Below are 17,228 nucleotides of genomic sequence, written 5' to 3'. Positions count from 1 at the left end.
CGCCTTCGTCCCGCCCCCGTACAATGCGGGGTCATTCAAACATTCAGGCAATCGACACGGCTTCCCATGCGCACCAGTCAATATTTGCTCGCCACCCAGAAAGAAACCCCGGCAGACGCCGTCGTCATCAGCCACCAGCTGATGCTGCGCGCCGGCATGATCCGCAAGCTGGCCTCCGGCCTGTACACCTGGCTGCCGATGGGCCTGCGGGTGATGCGCAAGGTCGAGAACGTGGTACGCGAGGAAATGAACGCCGCCGGCGCCCTTGAAGTGCTGATGCCGAGCATCCAGCCAGCAGAGCTGTGGCAGGAATCCGGGCGCTGGGAACAGTACGGCCCTGAACTGCTGCGCCTGAAAGACCGCCACGACCGCGATTTCTGCGTCGGCCCGACTCACGAAGAAGTGATCACCGATCTGGCGCGCAACGAGCTGTCCAGCTACAAGCAGCTGCCGCTGAACATGTACCAGATCCAGACCAAGTTCCGTGACGAGATCCGTCCGCGCTTCGGCCTGATGCGCGGCCGCGAGTTCATCATGAAGGACGCCTACTCCTTCCATGCCGACCAGGCTTCCCTGCAGGAAACCTACGACCGCATGCACCAGGCGTACACCAACGTCTTCACCCGCCTGGGCCTGGACTTCCGTCCGGTGCAGGCCGACACCGGCTCGATCGGTGGCAGCTACTCCCACGAATTCCACGTCCTGGCCTCCTCCGGCGAAGACGACGTGATCTTCAGCGACAGCTCCGACTACGCGGCCAACATCGAGAAAGCCGAAGCCATCCCACGGGAAACCGTGCGCCCGGCGCCGACCGAAGAACTGCGCCTGGTCGACACACCGAACGCCAAGACCATCGCTGACCTGGTGGAAAACCACGGCCTGGCGATCGAGAAGACCGTCAAGACTCTCATCGTGCGTGGCGCCGAGGAAGGCAAACTGGTCGCCCTGGTGGTTCGCGGCGATCACGAGCTGAACGAAATCAAGGCCGCCAAGCTGGAGCAGGTTGCCGACCCGCTGGTGATGGCCAGCGATGCCGAACTGCGCGACGCCATCGGCGCCGGCGCCGGCTCGCTCGGCCCGCTGAACCTGCCGCTGGAATGCGTCATCGACCGTTCTGTCGCCCTGATGAGCGACTTCGGCATCGGCGCCAACATCGACGACAAGCACTACTTCGGCGTGAACTGGGAGCGTGACCTGCCAGTGCCACAGGTCGCTGACCTGCGCAACGTCGTTGCCGGCGACCCGAGCCCGGACGGCCAGGGCACCCTGGTGATCAAGCGCGGCATCGAAGTGGGCCACATCTTCCAGCTCGGTACCAAGTACAGCGAGGCGCTCAAGTGCCAGGTACTGGGCGAGAACGGCAAGCCGGTGGTGCTGTCGATGGGTTGCTACGGTATCGGCGTGTCCCGCGTGGTCGCGGCTGCCATCGAGCAGAACCACGACGACAAGGGCATCATCTGGAACGACGCCCTGGCGCCTTTCCAGATCGCCCTCGTGCCGCTGCGCTACGAGACCGACGCCGTACGCGAGGCGACCGACAAGCTGTACGCCGAACTGACCGCCGCCGGTTACGAAGTGCTGCTGGACGACCGTGACAAGAAGACCAGCCCAGGCATCAAGTTCGCCGACATGGAACTGATCGGCATCCCGCACCGCATCGTCGTCAGCGACCGCGGCCTGGCCGATGGCAACCTGGAGTACAAGCACCGTACCGAACAGGATGCCCAGCCACTGCCGCTCAACGAAGTGCTGACCTTCCTGCAGGCCCGTATCCGCCGCTGACAACCATTGCCCGAGTGAACATGTCCAAGCGAAGTACCTTTACCCTGGGGGGCGCCGCGCTCTGCGGCGCCCTGTTCGTCAGCGGCTGCGCCAACCAGATGTCCCAGCGCAGCGAGCATGAGGAACGTGTCGAGCGCAAGTTGCTCGAGCACAGTCTGCAGATCGACGTCGGCGAGCCCAAGGTGATGGAGCTTCCGCAACGGCGCGTTCGCGTCAATGAACAGCGGCGCTTCGAAGTCACCGAATTCGAGGTCACCCGGCGCTACGACCGCTATACGCCCTACCAACCCTGGCGGGAGATCTACGAGATCCCGCTGGGCGCGGTAGCCGTGGTCGCCGGCATCGGCGCCAACGTGGTCAACGTGCTCACCTTCGACAGCCTGCCTGAAAGCGTGACCCACGACTGGCTCAGCTACGGCATTGCCGGGCTCAACCCGTTCATGAACGTGCAGTCCAACGGCCGTGCGCAGCAGAACCTGGCAGGCATCAGCGAAGTCCAGAAGGACAAGCGCGAGGAATTCACCAGCCTGCCCTGGAACGAGCGCCTGGTCGAGGTCAAGGCTGGCAAGATGACCCACGAACTGACCACCGACAAGCACGGTGTGCTGCGCCTGAACCTGCTCGACAGCCCGTTCTCCGAGCAGAACCTCAACCACATCGGCACCCTGCACCTGGCAGCGGTCGACGAAGACAACGGCATCCGCGGCGACGCCAGCCTGCTGGTCAGCGCCACCTTGCGCAACAAGCTGCTGGAGGCCCACGAGCTGATCTTCGACGACCTCGAGGATGACGACGTCGGCCAGTGGGTCCACCGGGTCAAGCGTCTTTCCGAGCTGGGTCTGGAGGAGGAAGCCAGCGAACTGGAGCAGAGCCTGATCGAGCTGACGCGCAACGATCCGGAGCTGCAGCAGGATTTCCTCAAGACATTGACCAAGGAAACCGGCCGATTGGTCGCCGACCCTGGCGAGCGCTGAACGGACGGGGCGCCCTGCGCCCCTTTGCCTTATCGCGCCGGGAACAGCTCCAGCTGTTCATGCGCCCCGCGCAAATCCCGCAACCTCACCCCCACCCCCAGCAACCTGACAGGCTTGCCGCCACGGGCAAAGGCCTGGCTGAGCAGTTGCCGATAACTCTCCAGGTCCCTCCCCGCCCCAGCCTGCTCCAACGTGGTCTGGCTGAAGTCGTGGAACTTGACCTTGACGAAAGGCTTGTCCGGCTTGTAGCTGCTGTCCATCCGCGCAATCCGTTCGTTCAGGCTAGCGAGCAGGTCCGGGATCTTTTCCAGGCAACTGGCAAGATCAGGCAGGTCGTTGTCGTAGGTGTTTTCGACACTGACCGACTGCCGACGGCTGTCGTTCTGCACCACGCGATCATCGATACCCCGCGCCAGCCCCCAGAGGCGCTCGCCGAAGCTGCCGAACTCACGCACCAGGTTGAGTCGGGGCCACTCGCGCAGCGACTGGCAGGTGTCGATCCCCAGGCGCGACAGCTTGTCGGCCGTCACCTTCCCCACGCCATGCAGACGAGCGACAGGCAACGCCGCGACGAAGGCTTCGACCTGATCCGGCCTGATCACGAACAGCCCATTGGGTTTGCGCCAGTCGCTGGCGATCTTGGCCAGGAACTTGTTCGGCGCAACGCCTGCCGACACCGTGATATGCAAGGTCTGCGACACACGACGACGGATATCCTCGGCAATGCGCGTGGCACTGCCGGAAAACCACTGGCTGTCGGTGACGTCCAGATACGCCTCATCCAGCGACAGCGGCTCGATCAGGTCGGTGTAGTCGCGAAAGATCGCATGGATTTCCCGCGAAGCTTCGCGATAGGCCTCGAAGCGCGGCTTGACGATCAGCAGGTCCGGGCACAATTTCATGGCATGACCGGACGACATCGCCGAACGCACGCCATACGCCCTCGCCTCATAGTTGCAGGTAGCGATCACCCCGCGCTGTCCCGGTTGGCCACCCACGGCCATGGGGCGACCTGCCAGTCGAGGATCGTCACGCATCTCGATGGCGGCGTAGAAACAGTCACAATCAATGTGGATGATCTTGCGCAGGGACATGAACGACCGTCAGTACTGTAAATTCATACAGATATTACAGCACGCCACCCTCGATTCGTCAGCCCCGTCAAAGCACAGGCTGGATGACCGGTGAAGTCGGCGCCCTGCCGAGCAAAGCCTCCAAACCCGCGCCAGAGCTGCGTCGTACTGCTTTGCCCGATGCTAAGGGATTGAACAAAAAAGGTTTTTTGTAAAAACCACTTGACTCACGGAAGGATTTCCGTAGAATTCGATTCCACAGGCGCGGGATGGAGCAGCCTGGTAGCTCGTCGGGCTCATAACCCGAAGGTCGTCGGTTCAAATCCGGCTCCCGCAACCAGATTCGAGAAAAGGCCACTGTTCACGCAGTGGCCTTTTTCTTTGCATTGCGAAAAAAAATCTACGCAAATCAAGGATTAAGGTTTGACAACCCACCGATAATCCGTAGAATGCGCACCACTGACGCGGGATGGAGCAGCCTGGTAGCTCGTCGGGCTCATAACCCGAAGGTCGTCGGTTCAAATCCGGCTCCCGCAACCAGATTCAAGAAAAGGCCACTGTTAACGCAGTGGCCTTTTTCTTTGTCGCGAAAAAACCTCGGCCCCATCGACGAATACGTTTGACAGCCCGCCGATAATGCGTAGAATGCGCACCTCTGACGCGGGATGGAGCAGCCTGGTAGCTCGTCGGGCTCATAACCCGAAGGTCGTCGGTTCAAATCCGGCTCCCGCAACCATATTCGTCAGAACAAGCCCCGCCTATCCCAGGATAGTGCGGGGCTTGTTGCATTCAGCGCCAGAAAATTCCTCTCGTACGCGCATTGCCACCTTTCCGGCACCTCAATGAACTAACTTTAACTAACCTGAAACGGATAAACCTACTCCACCCGGAGTACTATCTGGACACGTTTTCCAAAGGGACTTTCACTTGGCCGCTCGTCTCATCGCCCTCGCGCTTGCTGCACGAGGTATTTCATGACCTCCAGTTCCCCAGACTCCCAGGCCCCGATCACCGCCGCCCTGCCCACGGCCGCACAACGCCTGCCATGGCTCGAACGCCTGAGCAAATACCGCCAGCCCATCGGCCTGGCGATCACCCTGCTGCTGTTCGCCATGGCGCTGATCGCCTGTCGGCACCTGCTGAGCGAGCTGGACATCTATGCCTTGCATGACGCCATGCTCAGCGTACCCAAGCAGGCGCTGCTGGGTGCGTTGCTGGCGACGGTGGCAGGTTTCGTGACCTTGCTGGGGTACGAGTGGTCCGCGGCTCGGTATGCAGGGGTCAAGTTGCCACCCCGTACCCTGGTGCTGGGTGGTTTCAGTGCGTTCGCCATCGGCAATGCCATCGGCCTGTCGATGCTCTCCGGTGGTTCCGTGCGCTATCGCCTGTACGCGCGCAAGGGCCTGGGGGCTGCAGAAGTCGCACGGATGACCGTGTTCGCCAGTCTCTCCCTGGGCTGCGCCCTACCTCCGCTGGCAGCAGTGGCCACCTTGAGCGACCTCACCTCGGCCTCCACCGCCTTGCGCATGTCTCCGGCACTGCTGGGCAGCATTGCCATTGCGGTGTTGGTGGCCTGCGCCGTACTGGCGGCAGGGCTCTATCGTCGCCGCGCCGCCGAGCAACCCCTGGCCGACAATCTGCTGGTGCAGGTCGGACGTCGCACCCTGCGCCTGCCCAGTGCGCGCCTGACTGCCCTGCAACTGGTCATCACCGCTCTGGACGTCGCCGCCGCCGCCACGGTGCTCTACCTGCTGTTGCCCGAAGCCCCGCCATTCGGGGCTTTCGTACTGGTCTACCTGCTTGCCCTCGCGGCAGGCGTACTCAGCCATGTGCCCGGCGGCGTCGGCGTGTTCGAGGCGATCCTGCTCGCCGCCTTCGCCAACCAGCTGGGTGCCGCCCCCCTGGCCGCGGCCCTGCTGCTGTATCGCCTGATCTACGTGGTACTGCCACTGCTGGTGGCCTGCGTGCTGCTGCTGGTCAACGAAGCCCGGCGCCTGTTATTCGCCCAGCAAGCCATCAAGGCAGCGTCCGGGCTCGCGGCTCCCGTGCTGGCGATCCTGGTGTTCCTGTCTGGCGTGGTGCTGCTGTTCTCCGGCGTCACCCCGGAAATCGACAGCCGCCTGGAACACATGGGCTTTCTCATTCCGCACCGGCTGATCGACGCCTCGCACTTCGGCGCGAGCCTGATCGGCGTGCTCTGCCTGTTGCTGGCCCAGGGCCTGCGCCGGCGCCTGTCGGCGGCCTGGCTGCTGACCACGGTGCTGCTGCTGACGGGCGCGCTGCTCTCGCTGCTCAAGGGCTTCGACTGGGAAGAGGCATCGATGATGATCTTCACCACCGCCCTGCTGGCGCTGTTCCGCCGCTCGTTCTACCGCCCCAGCCGCCTTCTGGAGCTGCCATTCTCGCCGATCTACCTGGTGGCCAGTGCCTGCGTGGTTGGCGCCTCGGTGTGGCTGTTGCTGTTCGCCTACCAGGACGTGCCCTACAGCCACAAGCTGTGGTGGCAGTTCACCCTCGATGCCGACGCGCCTCGCGGCCTGCGCGCAGCGCTGGGCAGTGCGGTGCTGCTGGTGATCGTCGCCCTGACCTGGCTGCTGCGCACCGCGCGCCCGGTGATCCACCTGCCGACCGAAGACGAACTGCAGCGCGCCAACCGTATCCTGCTGGCGTCCGACCAGCCCGACGGCGGCCTGGCCTTGACCGGCGACAAGGCGCTGCTGTTCCACCCCAACGACAACGCCTTCCTGATGTACGCCCGCCGCGGCCGCAGCCTGGTCGCGCTGTACGACCCGATCGGCCCGGCCCAGGAACGTGCCGAGATGATCTGGCAGTTCCGCGACCTGTGCGACCTGCACCATGCCCGCCCGGTGTTCTACCAGGTGCGCGCGGAGAACCTGCCCTTCTACATGGACATCGGCCTGACCGCGATCAAGCTCGGCGAAGAGGCACGGGTCGACCTGCGCCGTTTCGACCTGGACGCCAAGGGCAAGGAAATGAAGGACCTGCGCTACACCTGGAACCGTGGCGGGCGCGACGGCCTGACCCTGGAAGTCCATGAGCCGGGCCACGCGCCGCTGCAGGAACTGCGGGAAATCTCCGACGCCTGGCTGGCCGGCAAGAACGTGCGGGAAAAAGGCTTCTCGCTGGGGCGCTTCAGCCCGGAATACCTGCGGCATTTCCGTATTGCCCTGATCCGCTTCCAGGGCCGCCCGGTGGCGTTTGCCAACCTGCTGGAAACCCACAGCAACGAACTGGCCAGCCTCGACCTGATGCGTGCGCACCCCGAGGCACCGAAGCTGACCATGGAATTCATGATGCTCGGCCTCATCCTGCATTACAAAAGCCACGACTACGCCCGCTTCAGCCTGGGGATGGTCCCGCTTTCCGGCCTGCAACCGCGCCGCGGTGCGCCCCTGACCCAACGCCTGGGTTCGATGGTGTTCCAGCGCGGCGAGCAGCTCTACAACTTCCAGGGCCTGCGGCGCTTCAAGGACAAGTTCCAGCCGGACTGGGAACCTCGTTACATGGCCGTACCAGCCGGGCTTGACCCGCTGGTTGCACTGGCTGACACCGCCGCCCTGATTGCCGGCGGCCTGACTGGATTGGTGAAACGCTGATGATCCGACGTTACTGGCTGTACCTGCTGATCCCCCTGCTGCTGGCCGTGCTGGCCGGTGGCGCGGCCTTCTGGCTGTGGACCCGCCCTGCCCCCGAAGCGCGCATCGAGCACTTCACCCTGGACGATGGCAGCAACCTGACCCTGGTGACACCCGGCGTGCGCGCCAAGACCCTGGTCGCGGTCGGCGTTCCCCACGACCAGGTCCTGACCGACAAGCAGCTGCTGGACCTCAGCCAGGCCGGCGAAGCCCAGCTGGTGCAGGTGATCCTGCCGACCGGCGACTGCAGCAAGCAGCAGGTGGCACTGGACCAGGCCATGGCCAAGCTGTCCGGCAAGCCGACTTTGGTCGCCGGTATCGGCCCCGGGGCCTCCCAGGCCTGGCGCTGGCTGGCCGGGCAGAACGACGACAAGGCCCGCGCCATCTCCGTCGACTTCAACCTCGAACAGCCCGGCTGCCAGGTCGAAATGCCCAAGACTGCCGCCCACGGCCACTGGAACGTGGCCTGGAACGACAACCCGGACGACGCCAGCGCGGCCTTCGTACGCGACCAGGCCAATGCCGAGACCAGCATCAGCGACTACGACATCCACCTGCCACAGGTGCTCAAGGCCCAGCTGACCCAGGCCCTGGTCGGTCGCGATGGCAACGCCCTGGCGATTCCGGTGGTGGAAGTCCCGGCCGGCCAGACCACCGACACCGTCACCCTGTTCCTCTCCGGCGACGGCGGCTGGCGCGACCTGGACCGTGACGTGGCGGGCGAGATGGCCAAGCTCGGCTACCCGGTGGTCGGCATCGACACCCTGCGTTACTACTGGCAGCACAAGACGCCTGAACAGAGCGCTGTCGACCTGTCGGAACTGATGCAGCACTACCGTCAGAAATGGGGCACCAAGCGCTTCGTGCTGACCGGCTATTCGTTCGGTGCCGATGTACTGCCGGCGATCTACAATCGCCTGCCTGAAGCCGACCAGAAGCGTATCGACGCCGTGATCCTGCTGGCCTTCGCCCGCAGCGGCAGCTTCGAGATCGAAGTCGAGGGTTGGCTGGGCAAGGAAGGCCAGGAAGCCCCGACCGGGCCGGAAATGGCCAAGTTGCCGGCAGCGAAGGTGGTGTGCATCTACGGTGTGGAAGAAACCGACGAGAGCGGCTGCACCGACAAGACTGCCGTGGGCGAGCGCATGAAGCTGCCAGGCGGCCATCACTTCGACGAGAACTACCCGGCGCTGGCCAAGCGCCTGATCGGCGAGATCGAGACCCGCCAGGGCAAATCGAACGTCGCCGAGCAGTAAAACAACAAGGGCCGCATCGCGGCCCTTGTTGTTTCAATCAGATTTCGACCTGGGTTCCCAGCTCGATCACCCGGTTCAGCGGCAGGTTGAAGAAGCGCAAGTTGCCGTTGGCATTCTTCAGCAGGAAGGCGAACAGGTTGCCCCTCCAGCGCGACATGCCCTCAAGGCGCGAGGCGATCACCGTCTCGCGGCTGAGGAAGTAGGTGGTGCGCATCGGGCTGAAGTCCAGCTCCTCCAGATGACACAGGCGTAGCGCGGCCGGTACGTCCGGTTCATCCATGAAGCCGAAGTGCAGCAGCACGCGGAAGAACCCGTCGCCGTAGGCCTCGACCTCGAAGCGCTCCGACTCCGGCACGCGCGGCCGATCCTCGCTGACCACCGTAAGCAGCACCACCTGGCTGTGCAGCACCTGGTTGTGCAGCATGTTGTGCAGCAACGCATGGGGCACCGCATCGGCCCGCGCCGTGAGAAACACCGCCGTGCCCTCGACGCGATGCGGTGGCTGCACGCGAATGCTGCTGATGAACACCGGCAACGGCAGGCCACCCTCATCGATCCGCTCGACGAGGATCTGCTTGCCGCGCTTCCAGGTGCTCATCAGCACGAACAGCACAATCCCCGCGAGTACCGGGAAGGCACCGCCCTGGACGATCTTCGGTACGTTGGCGGCGAAGAACAGCCCGTCCACCAGCAGGAAGCCCACCAGCACCGGCACCGCCAGCAGCGGTGGCCACTTCCACAGCAACAGCATCACCGCCGAGACCAGGATGGTGGTCATCAGCATGGTGCCGGTCACCGCCACGCCATAAGCCGCAGCCAGTGCGCCCGACGACTCGAAGCCGATCACCAGCAGCACGACGCCGACCATCAGCGTCCAGTTCACCGCACCGATGTAGATCTGCCCCTGCTCGTCGCTGGAGGTGTGCTGAATCTGCATGCGTGGCACGTAACCCAACTGGATGGCCTGGCGGGTCAGGGAGAAGGCGCCGGAAATCACCGCCTGGGAGGCGATCACCGTGGCCATGGTCGCCAGCCCCACCAGCGGCAGCAGCGCCCAGCTCGGCGCCAGCAGGTAGAACGGGTTGCGCGCCGCCTCGGGGTTCTGCAGCAGCATCGCGCCCTGGCCGAAATAGTTGAGCACCAGCGCCGGCAGCACCAGGGCGAACCAGGCGCGGGCGATCGGCTTGCGACCGAAATGGCCCATGTCGGCGTACAGCGCCTCGGCACCGGTCAGCGCCAGCACCACCGCACCGAGAATGGCCACGCCCATGCCGGGGTGGACGATGAAGAAGTTCAGCGCCCAGCCTGGGCTGAAGGCCTTGAGCACTTCCGGGCTCTGCGTGATGCCATGCACCCCGAGCGCTCCCAGCACGAGGAACCAGGCAACCATGATCGGGCCGAAGGCCTTGCCGATCTTCTCGGTACCATGCTTCTGCACCAGGAACAGTGCCACCAGCACGACCAGCGAGATCGGCACGACCCAGTGGTCGATGCCATCGAACGCCAGCCCCATGCCTTCCACCGCCGACAGCACCGAGACTGCCGGTGTGATCATGCTGTCGCCGTAGAACAGCGAGGCGCCGACCAGCCCGCAGCCGACCATCAGCATGCGCAGTCGCGGATGCGCGGCCGTGGCCCGTCGCGCCAGGGCAGTGAGTGCCATGGTGCCGCCCTCGCCCTGGTTGTCGGCGCGCAGGATGAACATCACGTACTTGAACGACACGACCCACAGCAGCGACCAGAGAATCAGCGACAGGATGCCCAGCACCCCGTCATGGTCGACCTGCACGCCGTAGCCGCCAGTAAAGACTTCCTTGAGGGTATACAACGGGCTGGTACCGATATCCCCATAGACCACCCCCACAGCTGCCACCAGCAGGCTCAAGGGGCGTGCCGCCCCGTGCCCGCCCTCGGCGTGACTGCTTGCCTGAACCATCGACCACTCCCGCAGACGGCCCTCGAGGGCCGGTAGTATTTGCACCGGGCGGCATGCGTGCAGCGCCCGGACCGCTGTCGTCCTCCGGCTATCCTCGATACCTGGAGACGACGGCGCGAAGCATAGCGCAGCGCTCGTCGCTTTTCTGCTGGTCAAGCGACCTTGCGCTCGCTAGAATTGCGCACTTTTTGATCAGAGGCGGCAAAAATGCCCGCCCGGATCGCTCCGCCACCGGCAGGAGCGGCCTGTTTCAATACCGAGGTTAGTCATGTCCACCACTCCCGCCACGCCGAAGGTCGGCTTCGTCTCCCTGGGTTGCCCCAAGGCCCTGGTCGACTCCGAGCGCATCCTCACCCAGCTGCGCATGGAAGGCTATGAAGTCGTTCCGACCTACGAAGACGCCGACGTGGTGGTGGTCAACACCTGCGGCTTCATCGACAGCGCCAAGGCCGAGTCGCTGGAAGTGATCGGCGAGGCGATCAAGGAAAACGGCAAGGTCATCGTCACCGGCTGCATGGGTGTCGAGGAAGGCAGCATCCGTGACGTGCACCCCAGCGTGCTGTCGGTCACCGGCCCGCAGCAGTACGAGCAGGTGGTCAACGCCGTGCACGAAGTGGTGCCCCCGCGCCAGGACCACAACCCGCTGATCGACCTGGTGCCGCCGCAGGGGGTCAAGCTCACGCCGCGCCACTACGCCTACCTGAAGATTTCCGAAGGCTGCAACCACAGCTGCAGCTTCTGCATCATCCCGTCGATGCGCGGCAAGCTGGTCAGCCGTCCGGTCGGCGAAGTGCTCAGCGAAGCCGAGCGCCTGGTCAAGGCCGGGGTCAAGGAGATCCTGGTGATTTCCCAGGACACCAGCGCCTACGGCGTCGACGTCAAGTACAAGACCGACTTCTGGAATGGCCGCCCGGTCAAGACTCGCATGCTCGAGCTGTGCGAGGCCTTGAGCAGCCTCGGCGCCTGGGTACGCCTGCACTATGTCTACCCGTACCCGAACGTCGATGACGTGATCCCGCTGATGGCCGCCGGCAAGATCCTGCCGTACCTCGACATCCCGTTCCAGCACGCCAGCCCCAAGGTGCTCAAGGCCATGAAGCGTCCGGCCTTCGAAGACCGTACCCTGGCACGCATCAAGAACTGGCGCGAGCAGTGCCCGGAGCTGGTGATCCGTTCGACCTTCATCGTCGGCTTCCCCGGCGAGACCGAGGAAGACTTCCAGTACCTGCTCGACTGGCTGACCGAAGCCCAGCTCGACCGCGTCGGCTGCTTCCAGTACTCGCCGGTCGAAGGCGCCCCGGCCAACGACCTGGGCCTGGACGAGGTGCCCGATGACGTCAAGCAGGATCGTTGGGACCGCTTCATGGCCCACCAGCAGGCCATCAGCACCGCCCGCCTGCAGCTGCGCATCGGCAAGGAGATCGAGGTCCTGATCGACGAAGTCGAGGAACAGGGCTCGGTAGGCCGCAGCTTCTTCGACGCGCCGGAAATCGACGGCAGCGTGTTCATCGACGGCGACCACGGCTTCAAGCCGGGTGACAAGGTGCGCTGCCGTATTGTCGATGCCGACGAATACGACATGTGGGCCGAACCGGTCTGATCGACGTGCAGACCTGACCCTTTCGCAGTGCAACGCCGCGAAAGGGTTAGGCCCGAAAGAAAAAATCCGCAGCGCCTTCCTCCAGCATCTATGTTTTCCTCACGACCTGAGGAATACACGATGTCCTTGCCCCTGACGCTGCACACGCCCCATTACAGCGACTACCCCGAGCTGGTCAGGATCTGGGAAGCCTCGGTCCGCGCCACCCACGACTTTCTCCCCGACGCCTATATCGTGCTGCTGCGCGAGCATGTGCTGCGCCGCTACCTGGATGCAGTGATGCTGATCTGTTGTCGCGATGCCCGGCGCAACATCCTTGGTTTCGCCGGCGTCGCCAATGGCCGTGTCGACATGCTTTTCGTCGACCCGCACCACAGAGGGCGCGGGGTCGGCAAGCGCCTGCTGCACCACGCAATAGACCAGCTCAATGCCGAACGCCTGGACGTCAACGAACAGAATCCGCAAGCACTGGGCTTCTACCTGCACGAAGGCTTCGAGGTGGCTGGCCGCTCGGAAACCGATGGCCTGGGCCAGCCGTATCCGCTGCTGCACATGCGGCTGATCCGCGCAGCGGGCTAGCCACCACGCCGCAAGCGCCAGGCAAATGGTCCAAATGGCACAGATTCCCAGCCGCAGCACAGCACGGACAGGTACAATAAGCACCTTTCCCTGCCCTGCGAATACCTGCTCATGTCCGAACCCGTCCGCCTGTCAAAACGCCTGATCGAACAGCTCGGCTGCTCTCGCCGCGAGGCCGAACTGTACATCGAAGGAGGTTGGGTCACGGTCGATGGGGTCGTGGTCGAACAACCGCAGTTCAAGGTCGAGCAGCAGCGTATCGAACTGCTCCCCGGCGCCCGTGCCGAAACCCTCGAACCGGTCACCCTGCTGCTCAACCAGCCCAAAGGCCTGGACAGCGAAAGCGCCCGTGCCAGCATGAACATGGCCAGCCTCAGCGAGGCTCACCGTGAGGGCGTGCGCCCCTTGCACGGACATTTCACCAGGCTGACCTGCCTGGCACCGCTCGAGCGCGGCGCCAGCGGCCTGCAGATCTTCACCCAGGACTGGCGGGTCACCCGCAAGATCGACGCCGACCTGCGCCGCCTGGAGCAGGAGTACATCATCGAGGTACGCGGCGAAACCACGCCCCAGGCCCTCGAACGCCTGGCCCGCGGCGCCACGCGCAACGACCGGGAACTGCCCAGGGCCAAGGCCAGCTGGCAGAACGAGACCCACCTGCGCCTGGTGTTGAAGAACCCGCAGCCCGGGCAGATCTCCGAACTGTGCGCCTACCTGCGCCTGGAAATGCTCGGCCTGCGCCGCATTCGCCTGGGTGGCGTGTCGATGGGCAAGCTGGCCCTGGGGCAATGGCGCTACCTGGCCGCCAGCGAACGTTTCTAAGCGATACAGCCGCCTCGCCACAGGCGGCCCAGAAAAGGATTCCAGTCACATGAACCACAATGATGTCCTGCGCAGCCTGCGCTACATGCTCAAGGTGAACGACGCCAAGATGGCCGAAATCATCGCCCTGTCCGGCCTTGAGGTGAATCCGCTGGTACTTGCCGGCTATATCAAGAAGGAAGACGAACCCGGCTTCGTGCGCTGCCCGGAACGGGTCATGGCGCATTTCCTCGACGGCCTGGTGATCCACCGCCGTGGCAAGGATGACAGCCGTGCGCCCCAGCCTGTCGAACTGCCGGTGACCAACAACACCGTGCTGAAGAAGCTGCGAGTGGCCTTCGAGCTCAAGGAGGACGACCTGCACGTGATCCTCAAGTCGGTCGATTTCCCGGTGTCCAAGCCCGAACTGAGCGCGCTGTTCCGCAAGGTCGGTCACGACAACTACCGCCCCTGCGGCGACCAGTTGCTGCGCAACTTCCTCAAGGGCCTGACCCTTCGCGTGCGTGGCTGAGGCGATGCAGCACAGCGTGACGCCGGTCGGTATCGTGCGCTCCTGCTTCAAGGAGAAGTTCGCCATCCCCCGCCAGCCGCGCCTGGCCCCTGCCGCACGCGGGGTACTGGAACTGCTGCCGCCGTTCGACCAGGGCGAAGCGGTACAGGGCCTGGAGCAGGTCAGCCATGTGTGGTTGCTGTTCCTGTTCCACGAGGCGCTGGAAGACACGCCTCGGCTGAAAGTGCGGCCACCACGCCTGGGTGGCAACAAGAGCATGGGCGTGTTCGCCACCCGCGCCACCCACCGCCCCAATGGCATCGGCCAATCGGTAGTGCGCCTGGAAGGCGTCGAACCCGGACGCCTGTTGTTGTCGGGGATCGATCTGCTCGACGGCACGCCGGTGCTCGACATCAAGCCCTACGTGCCCTACGCCGACAGCATCGACGACGCCAGCAACCAGATGGCCAGCGCCGCGCCCCAGCCGATTGCCGTGCAGTGGAGCGACAGCGCCCTGGCCCAAGCCCACGAGCATGCCCTGCGCCTTGCTGAGCCGCTGGTGGAACTGATCGAGCAGTGCCTGGCCCAGGACCCGCGCCCGGCCTACCAGTTGCCGCCTGCCGAACGCGTCTACGGCGTGAAGTTCTGGGATGTGCAGGTGCGCTGGCATTACCCGACAGCGGAGCTGATCCGCGTGTTGGAGGTGGTGCCTGGGTGATGCGGTGCCAGGCCTGCCCCGCGATAGGGCCAGACCTGCCCACCGACCAGCCATAAAAAAACGCAGGCCAGGGCCTGCGTTTTCCATTACCGCCTTACGCCTTACTTCTCGACGAAAGCACGCTCGATCAGGTAGTCGCCCGGCTCGCGCATGCGCGCCGAGATCTTCAGGCCGAAGCTGTCGAGCACTTCGCTGGTTTCGTCGAGCATGCTCGGGCTGCCGCAGATCATCGCGCGGTCGTCCTGCGGATTGATCGGTGGCAGGCCGATGTCGCTGAACAGCTTGCCGCTGCGCATCAGGTCGGTCAGACGGCCCTGGTTTTCGAACGGCTCGCGGGTCACGGTCGGGTAGTAGATCAGCTTGTCTCGCACCGCTTCACCGAAGAACTCGTTCTGCGGCAGGTGCTCGGTGATGAATTCGCGGTAGGCGACTTCGTTCACGTAGCGCACGCCGTGCACCAGGATCACCTTCTCGAAGCGCTCGTAGGTTTCCGGGTCCTGGATCACGCTCATGAACGGCGCAAGGCCGGTACCGGTGCTCAGCAGGTACAGGTGCTTGCCGGGGTTCAGGTCATCGAGCACCAGGGTACCGGTAGGCTTCTTGCTGATGATGATCTCGTCGCCTTCCTTCAGGTGCTGCAGCTGGGAGGTCAGCGGGCCGTCCGGCACCTTGATGCTGAAGAACTCCAGGTGCTCTTCCCAGTTCGGCGAAGCGATCGAATAGGCACGCATGAGCGGACGGCCGCTTTCCTGCTGCAGGCCGATCATCACGAACTGACCGTTCTCGAAGCGCAGGCCCGGATCGCGGGTGCACTTGAAGCTGAACAGGGTGTCGTTCCAGTGATGCACACTGAGGACACGTTCGTGGTTCATGTTGCTCATCTAAGGGGCTCCTGAAGAAAAACGCAGCGCACACAAGACGCGCAGTTGCGCGATAGTTTAGGGGGAGCGAGAATATCTGTTAACTGAATTATCAAGATATCACTTATCGGTTATATAGATATGCGATTCACGCTTCGTCAGCTCCAGGTATTCGTCGCCGTCGCCCAGCACCAGAGCGTGTCGCGCGCTGCCAATGTGCTGGCCTTGTCGCAGTCGGCGGCCAGTACTTCCATCACCGAGCTGGAGCGCCAGTCCAGCTGCCAGTTGTTCGACCGCGCCGGCAAGCGCCTGAGCCTCAACGCCCTGGGCCATCAATTGCTGCCCCAGGCGGTGGCCCTGCTCGACCAGGCCAAGGAGATCGAGGACCTGCTCAACGGCAAGTCCGGCTTCGGCTCGCTGGCGGTCGGCGCCACCCTGACCATCGGCAACTACCTGGCGACGCTGCTGATCGGCAGCTTCATGCAGGTGCATCCGGAAAGCCAGGTCAAGCTGCACGTGCAGAACACTGCGCACATTGTGCAGCAGGTGGCGCACTACGAAATTGACCTGGGTCTGATCGAGGGTGACTGCAACCACCCCGACCTTGAAGTGCAGCCCTGGGTCGAGGACGAACTGGTGGTGTTCTGCGCGCCCCAGCATCCGCTGGCGAAGATTGGCCGGGCGGACATCGAGGCGCTGTCGCAGGAGGCGTGGATCCTGCGCGAGCAGGGCTCCGGCACGCGCCTGACCTTCGACCAGGCCATGCGTCATCACCGGGCCAACCTGAACATCCGCCTGGAGCTGGAGCACACCGAAGCGATCAAGCGCGCGGTGGAATCGGGCCTGGGCATCGGCTGCATCTCGCGCCTGGCCCTGCGCGATGCATTCAGGCGTGGCAGCCTGGTGGCGGTGGAAACCCCGGAGCTGGACCTGCTGCGCCAGTTCTACTTCATCTGGCACAAGCAGAAGTACCAGACCTCGGCCATGCGCGAATTCCTCGAACTGTGCCGCAGCTTCACCGCCGGGGTACAGCGCAGCGACGAGATCGTCCTGCCGCCCATCGCCTGAGGGCTAACCGAGCAGGATCACGCCCCAGACCAGCGCGACCATGCTCATGGCCACCAGTTGCGCAGCGCTGCCCATGTCCTTGGCGTTCTTCGACAGGGGGTGGCGCTCCAGCGAGATGCGGTCGATGGCCGCCTCCACCGCCGAATTGAGCAGCTCGACGATCAGCCCCAGCAGGCACACGGCGATCAGGATCGCCCGCTCGCCGCGGCTGACCGGCAACCAGAAGGCGGTCGGGATCAGCAGCACGTTGAGCAGCACCAGCTGGCGGAAGGCTGCCTCGCCCCGGAAGGCGGCGCGCAGGCCGTCCAGCGAGTAGCCGGCGGCATTGAAGATGCGTTTCAGGCCGGTCTGGCCCTTGAATGGCGACATGTGAGTCAATTCACCTGAAAAAGGCCTGCAGGCTATTCCAGCCTGGGT

At 64.2% G+C, this 17,228-nt stretch carries 14 protein-coding genes and 3 tRNA genes; 13 read left to right on the top strand and 4 right to left on the bottom strand.

Going from position 1 to position 17,228, the window contains the following annotated elements; genetic code table 11:
- Positions 1-66 precede the first annotated feature (66 nt).
- A complete protein-coding gene (locus AC1TXO_RS06645) occupies positions 67-1,782 on the top strand; it encodes a proline--tRNA ligase (protein ID WP_486405575.1) in 1,716 nt (571 codons plus the stop codon).
- A 20-nt stretch (positions 1,783-1,802) separates the two neighbouring features.
- Complete coding sequence (locus tag AC1TXO_RS06640) at positions 1,803-2,756, top strand: hypothetical protein (protein WP_486405574.1); 954 nt, start codon at positions 1,803-1,805, stop codon at positions 2,754-2,756.
- A gap of 29 nt (positions 2,757-2,785) precedes the next feature.
- Here the strand turns inward: AC1TXO_RS06640 and dinB are convergent, their stop codons facing one another.
- On the bottom strand, positions 2,786-3,844 hold the full coding sequence (gene dinB / locus AC1TXO_RS06635) for a DNA polymerase IV (protein ID WP_486406804.1): 1,059 nt from the start codon (positions 3,842-3,844) through the stop codon (positions 2,786-2,788).
- Positions 3,845-4,092: 248 nt separating this feature from the next.
- Between dinB and AC1TXO_RS06630 the strand changes: the two genes are divergently transcribed.
- From AC1TXO_RS06630 to AC1TXO_RS06610, 5 genes are all read left to right on the top strand, one after another.
- Positions 4,093-4,169, top strand: a tRNA-Met gene (locus AC1TXO_RS06630).
- A 123-nt stretch (positions 4,170-4,292) separates the two neighbouring features.
- Positions 4,293-4,369, top strand: a tRNA-Met gene (locus AC1TXO_RS06625).
- A gap of 119 nt (positions 4,370-4,488) precedes the next feature.
- A tRNA-Met gene (locus AC1TXO_RS06620) sits at positions 4,489-4,565 on the top strand.
- A gap of 238 nt (positions 4,566-4,803) precedes the next feature.
- A complete protein-coding gene (gene mprF, locus AC1TXO_RS06615) occupies positions 4,804-7,446 on the top strand; it encodes a bifunctional lysylphosphatidylglycerol flippase/synthetase MprF (protein ID WP_486405573.1) in 2,643 nt (880 codons plus the stop codon).
- On the top strand, positions 7,446-8,738 hold the full coding sequence (locus AC1TXO_RS06610) for a virulence factor family protein (RefSeq protein ID WP_486405572.1): 1,293 nt from the start codon (positions 7,446-7,448) through the stop codon (positions 8,736-8,738). The genes mprF and AC1TXO_RS06610 overlap by 1 nt, the downstream gene beginning before the upstream one ends.
- Positions 8,739-8,775: 37 nt before the next feature.
- Here AC1TXO_RS06610 and AC1TXO_RS06605 read toward each other — a convergent pair whose 3' ends face one another.
- Positions 8,776-10,674 (bottom strand): potassium transporter Kup, encoded by a 1,899-nt coding sequence (locus AC1TXO_RS06605; protein ID WP_486405571.1) that lies wholly within the window; start codon positions 10,672-10,674, stop codon positions 8,776-8,778.
- Between the two features lie 268 nt (positions 10,675-10,942).
- Between AC1TXO_RS06605 and rimO the strand changes: the two genes are divergently transcribed.
- The 5 genes from rimO (at position 10,943) to tsaA (ending at position 14,883) form a co-directional block, all read left to right on the top strand.
- A complete protein-coding gene (gene rimO, locus AC1TXO_RS06600) occupies positions 10,943-12,274 on the top strand; it encodes a 30S ribosomal protein S12 methylthiotransferase RimO (RefSeq protein ID WP_486405570.1) in 1,332 nt (443 codons plus the stop codon).
- Positions 12,275-12,394: 120 nt separating this feature from the next.
- Positions 12,395-12,853 (top strand): GNAT family N-acetyltransferase, encoded by a 459-nt coding sequence (locus tag AC1TXO_RS06595; protein WP_486405569.1) that lies wholly within the window; start codon positions 12,395-12,397, stop codon positions 12,851-12,853.
- Between the two features lie 111 nt (positions 12,854-12,964).
- Complete coding sequence (locus AC1TXO_RS06590) at positions 12,965-13,675, top strand: rRNA pseudouridine synthase (protein WP_486405568.1); 711 nt, start codon at positions 12,965-12,967, stop codon at positions 13,673-13,675.
- Positions 13,676-13,724: 49 nt separating this feature from the next.
- Positions 13,725-14,186 carry a YehS family protein gene (locus AC1TXO_RS06585; RefSeq protein ID WP_486405567.1) on the top strand — a complete coding sequence of 154 codons (462 nt, stop codon included), beginning with the start codon at positions 13,725-13,727 and terminating at the stop codon, positions 14,184-14,186.
- A 4-nt stretch (positions 14,187-14,190) separates the two neighbouring features.
- Positions 14,191-14,883 carry a tRNA (N6-threonylcarbamoyladenosine(37)-N6)-methyltransferase TrmO gene (tsaA, locus tag AC1TXO_RS06580; RefSeq protein ID WP_486405566.1) on the top strand — a complete coding sequence of 231 codons (693 nt, stop codon included), beginning with the start codon at positions 14,191-14,193 and terminating at the stop codon, positions 14,881-14,883.
- 101 nt (positions 14,884-14,984) lie between these two features.
- Here tsaA and fpr read toward each other — a convergent pair whose 3' ends face one another.
- A complete protein-coding gene (fpr, locus tag AC1TXO_RS06575) occupies positions 14,985-15,764 on the bottom strand; it encodes a ferredoxin-NADP reductase (RefSeq protein WP_323452883.1) in 780 nt (259 codons plus the stop codon).
- 120 nt (positions 15,765-15,884) lie between these two features.
- Here fpr and finR point away from each other — a divergent pair, with 120 nt between their 5' ends.
- The gene (finR, locus tag AC1TXO_RS06570) at positions 15,885-16,811 is read left to right on the top strand and encodes a LysR family transcriptional regulator FinR (RefSeq protein WP_486405565.1); all 927 of its coding nucleotides are present in this window, start codon (positions 15,885-15,887) and stop codon (positions 16,809-16,811) included.
- Positions 16,812-16,814: 3 nt separating this feature from the next.
- Here finR and AC1TXO_RS06565 read toward each other — a convergent pair whose 3' ends face one another.
- Complete coding sequence (locus tag AC1TXO_RS06565) at positions 16,815-17,180, bottom strand: diacylglycerol kinase (protein ID WP_486405564.1); 366 nt, start codon at positions 17,178-17,180, stop codon at positions 16,815-16,817.
- Positions 17,181-17,228 lie beyond the last annotated feature (48 nt).

It is taken from the genome of Pseudomonas sp. FA117 (assembly GCF_057370475.1).
Note: the sequence above shows the minus strand (reverse complement) of the source record. Positions and strands in the feature narration are given on the sequence as shown.

What these genes read in the sequence shown, in the direction of transcription:
- AC1TXO_RS06610 (WP_486405572.1), top strand. Translation starts at nt 7,446, where the DNA reads ATGATCCGACGTTACTGGCTGTACCTGCTGATCCCCCTGCTGCTGGCC.
- mprF (WP_486405573.1), top strand. Translation starts at nt 4,804, where the DNA reads ATGACCTCCAGTTCCCCAGACTCCCAGGCCCCGATCACCGCCGCCCTG.
- AC1TXO_RS06565 (WP_486405564.1), bottom strand. Translation starts at nt 17,180, where the DNA reads ATGTCGCCATTCAAGGGCCAGACCGGCCTGAAACGCATCTTCAATGCC.
- tsaA (WP_486405566.1), top strand. Translation starts at nt 14,191, where the DNA reads ATGCAGCACAGCGTGACGCCGGTCGGTATCGTGCGCTCCTGCTTCAAG.
- AC1TXO_RS06595 (WP_486405569.1), top strand. Translation starts at nt 12,395, where the DNA reads ATGTCCTTGCCCCTGACGCTGCACACGCCCCATTACAGCGACTACCCC.
- AC1TXO_RS06640 (WP_486405574.1), top strand. Translation starts at nt 1,803, where the DNA reads ATGTCCAAGCGAAGTACCTTTACCCTGGGGGGCGCCGCGCTCTGCGGC.
- AC1TXO_RS06605 (WP_486405571.1), bottom strand. Translation starts at nt 10,674, where the DNA reads ATGGTTCAGGCAAGCAGTCACGCCGAGGGCGGGCACGGGGCGGCACGC.
- rimO (WP_486405570.1), top strand. Translation starts at nt 10,943, where the DNA reads ATGTCCACCACTCCCGCCACGCCGAAGGTCGGCTTCGTCTCCCTGGGT.
- finR (WP_486405565.1), top strand. Translation starts at nt 15,885, where the DNA reads ATGCGATTCACGCTTCGTCAGCTCCAGGTATTCGTCGCCGTCGCCCAG.
- fpr (WP_323452883.1), bottom strand. Translation starts at nt 15,764, where the DNA reads ATGAGCAACATGAACCACGAACGTGTCCTCAGTGTGCATCACTGGAAC.
- AC1TXO_RS06590 (WP_486405568.1), top strand. Translation starts at nt 12,965, where the DNA reads ATGTCCGAACCCGTCCGCCTGTCAAAACGCCTGATCGAACAGCTCGGC.
- AC1TXO_RS06585 (WP_486405567.1), top strand. Translation starts at nt 13,725, where the DNA reads ATGAACCACAATGATGTCCTGCGCAGCCTGCGCTACATGCTCAAGGTG.
- AC1TXO_RS06645 (WP_486405575.1), top strand. Translation starts at nt 67, where the DNA reads ATGCGCACCAGTCAATATTTGCTCGCCACCCAGAAAGAAACCCCGGCA.